Here is a 6758-nt window from a genome sequence, read left to right as displayed (position 1 = left end):
GTTTTATACTTTTTTAAACACGTCTAAAAAACTACCTTTAGGTTATGAATGAAGTATGTTTATTATTATGGGTGTGTAAAATAAGATATAACTAATCAAATAGACTTTTTATTATATTTTTAATTCCTTTGAAAATGAAATAAATTGCTAATCCACAAATTAATATCCCAATTATAAATAAAAGTATAAAGAAAGGTTTTTCTCTATTAGTCAAGACAAGGTGTAGTAATGTTGGACCAGCGAATAATAATACTATTGCTATTCCCATTTTTTTGACACCTTTTACTAAAACTTCTTTGTTTGTTCTTTTAGTATCCATTGTAGTTGTTTATAGCATTACGAACATTTTTATGTTTGAGTAGAAGTTGTTTGGCTTCAGTGTCAGGAATATTTAATTCATCAACTATCATTTTAGTTCCACGCTGAATTAACTTAGAGTTAGATAGTTGCATATCTACCATTTTATTTCCTTTTACTTTCCCTAATTGAATCATAGTACTAGTACTAATCATATTTAGAACTAATTTTTGAGCTGTTCCAGCTTTCATTCTAGAACTTCCTGTAAGGAACTCTGAACCAACAGTAACTTCTATTGGATATTGAGCTATTTTGGCTAATGGACTAGATTCATTGCACGTTATACAACCTGTAATGATGTTATTTTGATTACATTTAACTAGAGCAGAAATAACATAGGGAGTAGTGCCAGAAGCAGCTATACCAATAACTACATCTTTATCTGAAATATTATATTCTTGTAAGTCTAGCCAGCCTTGTGTTTTTGAATCCTCAGCATTTTCTACAGCTTTACGAATAGCATTTTCTCCTCCAGCTATTAAACCAATAACTAAATCGTAAGAGACTCCAAAAGTTGGAGGACATTCTGATGCGTCTACAACGCCAAGTCTTCCGCTTGTTCCTGCACCCATATAGAATAGTCTTCCACTAGATTTTAGTTTAACGATTATTTGTTCCGTAAGTTTTTCTATTTGAGGAATAGCTTTTTTTACTGCTTGTGGGACTAAATGATCTTCATTATTTATATTAACCAAAATATCATTTAGAGACATTTTTTCTAAATTATTATATTTAGAATCTTGTTCTGTTGTTTTAATAAAATCCATAATATCAAAAGTAAGGATTTCTTTGTGGTAATATTAGTGCTTATATACTTTTATTATAAATTTTATTCAACGATATAATTTGTGATATAGGCTTGTGATAATCTGAAATAGCCAAATGGGAAATTATCTGAATTTGTAATGTTTATACAATTTCCTCTTACTGTTGCAGGTTGAGTTTGAAATGGTCCGCCATTATCTGAATTAGATTGTTGTAATAATAGATTCATATATTCATAAAATTGTTCTGATATTCCGAAGTGATTAATAATTAACTCATCCTGGGGTTCCAAATCTTCTTCTGTAAAAAAAGCAAATATTTGATTCCCATTTGTGAATTCATCATCATAGACTTCTAACATTGGTATAGCTGCAATATTTGTATCAAATTGATAGAAATAATAATTATCCTCATTTATAGGATCGGTATAATAGGCTTTTATTTCTATTTCATCTCCAGAAAAACCACCTTCATTATTTTGTTCTATAAAATCTATTGGGCTAACCGATTTTAAGGTTTCTGTAGCTGTGTAAGTTTCGTTATTATAGATAATGTTTAAAGTATAAGTTTCATTTAATATTGGATTAAATGTATTCGTTTTATAAACACCAGAGTTATTAGAATCTATAAAATTAAAGCTGTTATTATTGCTATCTACTATTGTTACAGTTGCATTAAGTGCAGGAGGAACATTAGTATTAAAAAATGGTGCTGTTTTAGTTAATGTAATTTGTTGCTCGTTTCCTAAAGTACCATTATACCAGTTTATTGATGCTTCTATAACTAAACGTTCTTGACTTGTCGGTACATCTATATCTACCACTTTTTCGCAACTAGAAAGTAGTAGGGCTAAAATTATGATATATGTGATTGATTTCATTTTTTTAAAATTTAAAATTATAGGTAACAGATGGAACTATTCCAAAAATTGATAGTTTTGTTGCTTCGTTAACTCCAGACATTCTGTTTTCTCCAAAGCTAATAGAAGCTGCGTTGTAACGATTATAAATATTATATATTCCAAAAACCCAAGAACTTTGGTAGCCAGTTTTCTTTTCTGGTTTTGGTGTATAAATAGCCGATACGTCTAGTCTATGATAGGTTGGTAATCTGTTTTCATTCCTAGTACTATAACTAGGAATACTAATGCCATTATAAATATATTGTCCATTAGGATATGTTGTTGGTTGTCCAGATTGCACAATAAAATTAGCATTGAAATTCCATTTTTTATTAAAATCATAACTTCCTGTAAAAGAAATATCATGTGTTTTGTCGTATGCTGTATTATACCAATTTCCGTTGTTAATTCCTGGTTCGTTAGCAGTATTTCCTGGTGTACGTTGTTCCGATTTTGATAGCGTATATGCTAACCAACCTTTAAATATTCCTTTATCTTTTTTTAATAAAAACTCCAAACCATAAGCTCTAGCTTCACCATTTAATATAACTTGCTCTATGGCATCATTAGCTACTAATTCTGCACCATCTATATAATCTATTCTGTTTTTTATAGTTTTAAAATACGTTTCAACTTCTAAAGAATATGTATTGTCTTTAAATGTTTTAAAATATCCTAAAGCAACCTGATCTAATAGTTGTGGTTTTACATATGTTCCACTTGGTGTCCATATATCTAATGGTGTTGGAGATGTTGTATTAGATAGTAAATGTAAATATTGTGTCATTCTATTATAGCTTGCTTTTACAGATGTGTAATTATTTAATCTGTAAGATGCTGCTAGTCGAGGTTCTAAATTTGCAAAAGATTTAAGAATATCACTTTTATTATATTTTGAAGTGCTTATTGGATTTGCTGTTTGATAGATGCCAAAAGTCGAGTTATAAACTACGGCTTCATCATTTACGTAATTATTAACTTCGTCTTGCCCTAATCTTAAAAACGAACTTAATCGCAATCCATAAGATAATGTTAGTTTATCTGAAACTTGATGTTCTGCATCTAAATAGACAGCATTTTCTAACGCATATTTTTTAATTAATTGTTGTTCGTTTATTCCAGAATTAGGAGATGATGGATCTATAGTACCAGGATTAAAATCATAATAGATACTATTTAGGCCATATTGTAACTTAAAGTTATTATTTATGTAATGTTTGAAATCGTATTTTACATTAAAGTTTTTTATACCAGAAACCCAATTAAATTCTACAAAATTTAAATCTAATCCATAAAAATAATCAGAATAGATTACAGATAAATTTGAGAATAATTTATCGTTAAATAAATGATTCCATCTAAAGTTTAGTACTGTGTTTCCATAGGTGTTTTCAAAACTATCAGATATTTTAAATACATCTCTACCAAAATAACCTGATAAGTAAATATTGTTTTTTTCGTTTAATTTATAACTCAATTTAGTGTTTAAATCGTAAAAATAAGCCACGTTATTATTATCAAATAAAGGTAAAAAGAGATGTGCATAAGAAGATCTTCCGCCAAAAAGAAATGACCCTTTTTCTTTTTTAATTGGTCCTTCGGCAAGTAAACGACTAGAAATTAAGCCAATTCCTCCATTCATAGCAAAATTATTACTGTTTCCTTCTTTTTGGTAAATATCTAAAACAGAAGAAACGCGTCCGCCATATCTTGATGGAATTCCTCCTTTGTATAATTTAATATCTTTTATAGCATCTGGATTAAAAACGGAAAAGAATCCAAATAAATGAGACGAATTATAAATAGTAGCTTCGTCTAATAAAATTAGATTTTGATCTGCTGCGCCACCACGAACATTAAATCCACTACTACCTTCACCAGCATTTGTAACACCAGGAAGTAGTGTAATTGCTTTTATAACATCTGCTTCTCCAAATACAACAGGTATGTCTTTAATAGTACTAGCCTTAAGTGTATTTACACTCATTTGCGGCGTTCTAAGGTTTAATTTTTCAGAATCGGCAACAATAAGAACTTCCTCTAAACCTTCAACACTTTCTTCTAATTTGTAGTTTAGAATTATTTTTTTAGATAAGTTTTTCTTGTCCGAAATAGTTTTAAAACCAATAAACGAAACCTGAACAGTATATTCTCCTTTTGGAATTGTAATAGAGTAGAATCCATATTCGTTTGTTATTGTACCTGTATTTAACTCAGGTATAATAACATTTACACCAATTAAAGTCTCGTTTGTAGATTCCTCAGTTATTGTACCACTAAGCGTTACATTTTCTTGCCCTAGTACATTTAGACTTGCTAAAAATAGTAGTATTAGAAGTGATTTTAAATATAGCATTGTTATTTATTTAATTTCTGTAAAATTATAAAATTGAAGTATTATGATACATAAGTTACATTAATAAAAAACGCATAAGATAAATGTAAAAAAAAAAGCGCCTATAAAGGCGCTTTTAACAATATGTTAGAGGTCTTGTTTAAGGTTTACTTTAACTGACTTAAAACTGTTTTTAAAGTGTTACTTGGATTCATAGCTTCTTGTAATAAATTTTCAGTTGGCATATAATAACCACCAATTTCTACAGCGTTACCTTGAATATCATTTAATTCTGAAACAATTTTAGTTTCGTTAGCTTCTAATTCTTTAGCAACTTTTTCAAACTGCGCTTTTAATTCAGTATCCTTAGTTTGATTTGCTAAAGCTTCAGCCCAATACATTGCTAAATAAAAATGACTTCCACGATTATCTAGTTCTCCAGCTTTACGGCTAGGACCTTTTCTATTTTCTAATAGTTTTTCTGTAGCATCATCTAAAGCATCGCCTAAAATTTTAGCTTTAGGGTTATTATGCGTTAAACTAAAGTGCTCTAAAGAAACTGCTAAGGCTAAAAATTCACCTAAAGAATCCCAACGTAAATGGTTTTCTTTAGTAAATTGATCTACGTGTTTTGGAGCAGATCCACCAGCTCCAGTTTCAAATAATCCTCCACCATTCATTAATGGAACAATAGATAACATTTTAGCAGATGTTCCTAATTCTAAAATTGGAAACAAATCCGTTAAATAATCACGTAATACATTACCTGAAACAGAAATAGTGTCTTGTCCTGCTTTAACACGTTTTAGTGTAAATTCTGTAGCTTTTATAGGTGATAAAATATGAATTTCTAAACCTGTTGTATCGTGATCTTTTAAATATGTATTTACTTTTTTAATTATTTCTGCGTCATGTGCTCTATTTTTGTCTAACCAAAATACAGCTGGTGTATTAGAAGTTTTTGCACGTGTAACAGCTAATTTTACCCAATCTTGAATTGGTGCATCTTTAACTTGGCACATTCTCCAAATATCGCCTTGCTCTACATTATGAGAAGTTAATACATTTCCATTTGCATCTATAACTTCTACTTTTCCTTCAGCTGAAATTTCAAAAGTTTTATCATGAGAACCATATTCTTCAGCCTTTTGAGCCATTAAACCAACATTAGGAACAGTTCCCATTGTTGTAGGATCAAAAGCACCATTTTCTTTACAGAAATCTATAGTTGCAGTAAAGATTCCGGCATAACTACTATCTGGTATTACTGCTTTTGTGTCTTGTAATTTTCCTTCAGCATTCCACATCTGACCAGAAGATCTTATCATTGCTGGCATAGAAGCATCAATAATTACATCACTTGGTACGTGTAAATTAGTAATTCCTTTATCAGAATTTACCATTGCTAATTCTGGTCCATGATCTAAAGCGTATCTAATATCGTCTTTAATCTCATTACGTTCTTCTTTAGAAAGTTCGCTTAATTTACTAAGTAAGTTTCCAAAACCATTATTTACATCAACACCAATTTTATTAAATGTTTTTCCGTGCTTTTCAAATAGGTCTTTAAAAAATACTCTTACTGCATGACCAAAAATAATTGGATCAGAAACTTTCATCATTGTTGCTTTCATATGTAAAGAAAACAAAACGTTTTTATCTAAAGCATCTTCAACTTGTTCGTCTAAAAAGGCTATTAATGCTTTTTTACTCATTGTAGTAGCATCAATAATTTCACCTTGTAAAAGATTTAAATCATCTTTTAAAGTAGTTGCATTTCCTTTAGTATCTGTATGTACAATTTTTACTGTTGTTGCATCTGTTAAAGTAACAGATTTTTCATTATGAGCAAAGTCTCCAGCAGTCATTGTTGCTACGTGAGTTTTTGAGTCTTTAGACCAAATCCCCATAGAATGCGGGTTCTTTTTCGCGTAATTTTTAACGGCTTTTGGCGCTCGTCTATCCGAGTTTCCTTCACGTAAAACAGGATTTACAGCAGATCCTTTAATTTTATCGTATTTAGCTTTATTTGTTTTATCTGCTTCAGTTTCTGCAGTATCTGGGTAACTTGGAATTGCAAAACCTTTGGCTTGTAACTCTTCTATGGCTTCTTTTAATTGTGGTATAGAAGCACTAATATTTGGTAGTTTTATAATATTTGCTTCTGGTTGTTTTGCTAAATCACCTAAGTAAGCTAGATCATCTGATACTTTTTGAGCATCTGTTAAAGCTTCAGGAAATATTGCTAAAATTCTGGCAGCTAAAGAAATATCTTTTGTGTCTATTTCAACTCCAGATGGCTCTAAAAATGATTTTACTATTGGTAAAAACGATCGTGTAGCTAAAGCAGGAGCTTCATCTGTAATTGTATAGATTATTTTAGGTGTGTTTGACATAGTA

Annotated in this window: 5 protein-coding genes; all 5 read right to left on the bottom strand. The window is 30.0% G+C overall.

What is annotated here, in order from left to right; translation table 11 throughout:
* Positions 1 to 91: 91 nt before the first annotated feature.
* Positions 92 to 319 (bottom strand): DUF6095 family protein, encoded by a 228-nt coding sequence (locus ACFDSN_RS06445; RefSeq protein ID WP_375239021.1) that lies wholly within the window; start codon positions 317 to 319, stop codon positions 92 to 94.
* Positions 309 to 1124 carry an N-acetylmuramic acid 6-phosphate etherase gene (gene murQ / locus ACFDSN_RS06440; protein ID WP_375239020.1) on the bottom strand — a complete coding sequence of 272 codons (816 nt, stop codon included), beginning with the start codon at positions 1122 to 1124 and terminating at the stop codon, positions 309 to 311. The genes ACFDSN_RS06445 and murQ overlap by 11 nt, the downstream gene beginning before the upstream one ends.
* Before the next feature lie 62 nt (positions 1125 to 1186).
* Entirely contained in the window at positions 1187 to 2002 is an 816-nt protein-coding gene (locus ACFDSN_RS06435) for a DUF4249 family protein (protein ID WP_375239019.1), read from the bottom strand.
* Positions 2003 to 2006: 4 nt separating this feature from the next.
* The gene (locus tag ACFDSN_RS06430; RefSeq protein WP_375239018.1) at positions 2007 to 4379 is read right to left on the bottom strand and encodes a carboxypeptidase-like regulatory domain-containing protein; all 2373 of its coding nucleotides are present in this window, start codon (positions 4377 to 4379) and stop codon (positions 2007 to 2009) included.
* Between the two features lie 146 nt (positions 4380 to 4525).
* Positions 4526 to 6754 carry an NADP-dependent isocitrate dehydrogenase gene (locus tag ACFDSN_RS06425; RefSeq protein ID WP_375239017.1) on the bottom strand — a complete coding sequence of 743 codons (2229 nt, stop codon included), beginning with the start codon at positions 6752 to 6754 and terminating at the stop codon, positions 4526 to 4528.
* Between the last annotated feature and the right edge of the window lie 4 nt (positions 6755 to 6758).

The sequence above is a fragment of the Aurantibacter sp. genome (assembly GCF_042094015.1).
GTDB lineage: Bacteria > Bacteroidota > Bacteroidia > Flavobacteriales > Flavobacteriaceae > Aurantibacter.
The sequence above is the reverse complement of the archived record's forward strand: the minus strand, read 5'-3'. Positions and strand labels throughout refer to the sequence as shown.

What these genes read in the sequence shown, in the direction of transcription:
- ACFDSN_RS06445 (WP_375239021.1), bottom strand. Translation starts at nt 319, where the DNA reads ATGGATACTAAAAGAACAAACAAAGAAGTTTTAGTAAAAGGTGTCAAA.
- ACFDSN_RS06435 (WP_375239019.1), bottom strand. Translation starts at nt 2,002, where the DNA reads ATGAAATCAATCACATATATCATAATTTTAGCCCTACTACTTTCTAGT.
- ACFDSN_RS06425 (WP_375239017.1), bottom strand. Translation starts at nt 6,754, where the DNA reads ATGTCAAACACACCTAAAATAATCTATACAATTACAGATGAAGCTCCT.
- murQ (WP_375239020.1), bottom strand. Translation starts at nt 1,124, where the DNA reads ATGGATTTTATTAAAACAACAGAACAAGATTCTAAATATAATAATTTA.
- ACFDSN_RS06430 (WP_375239018.1), bottom strand. Translation starts at nt 4,379, where the DNA reads ATGCTATATTTAAAATCACTTCTAATACTACTATTTTTAGCAAGTCTA.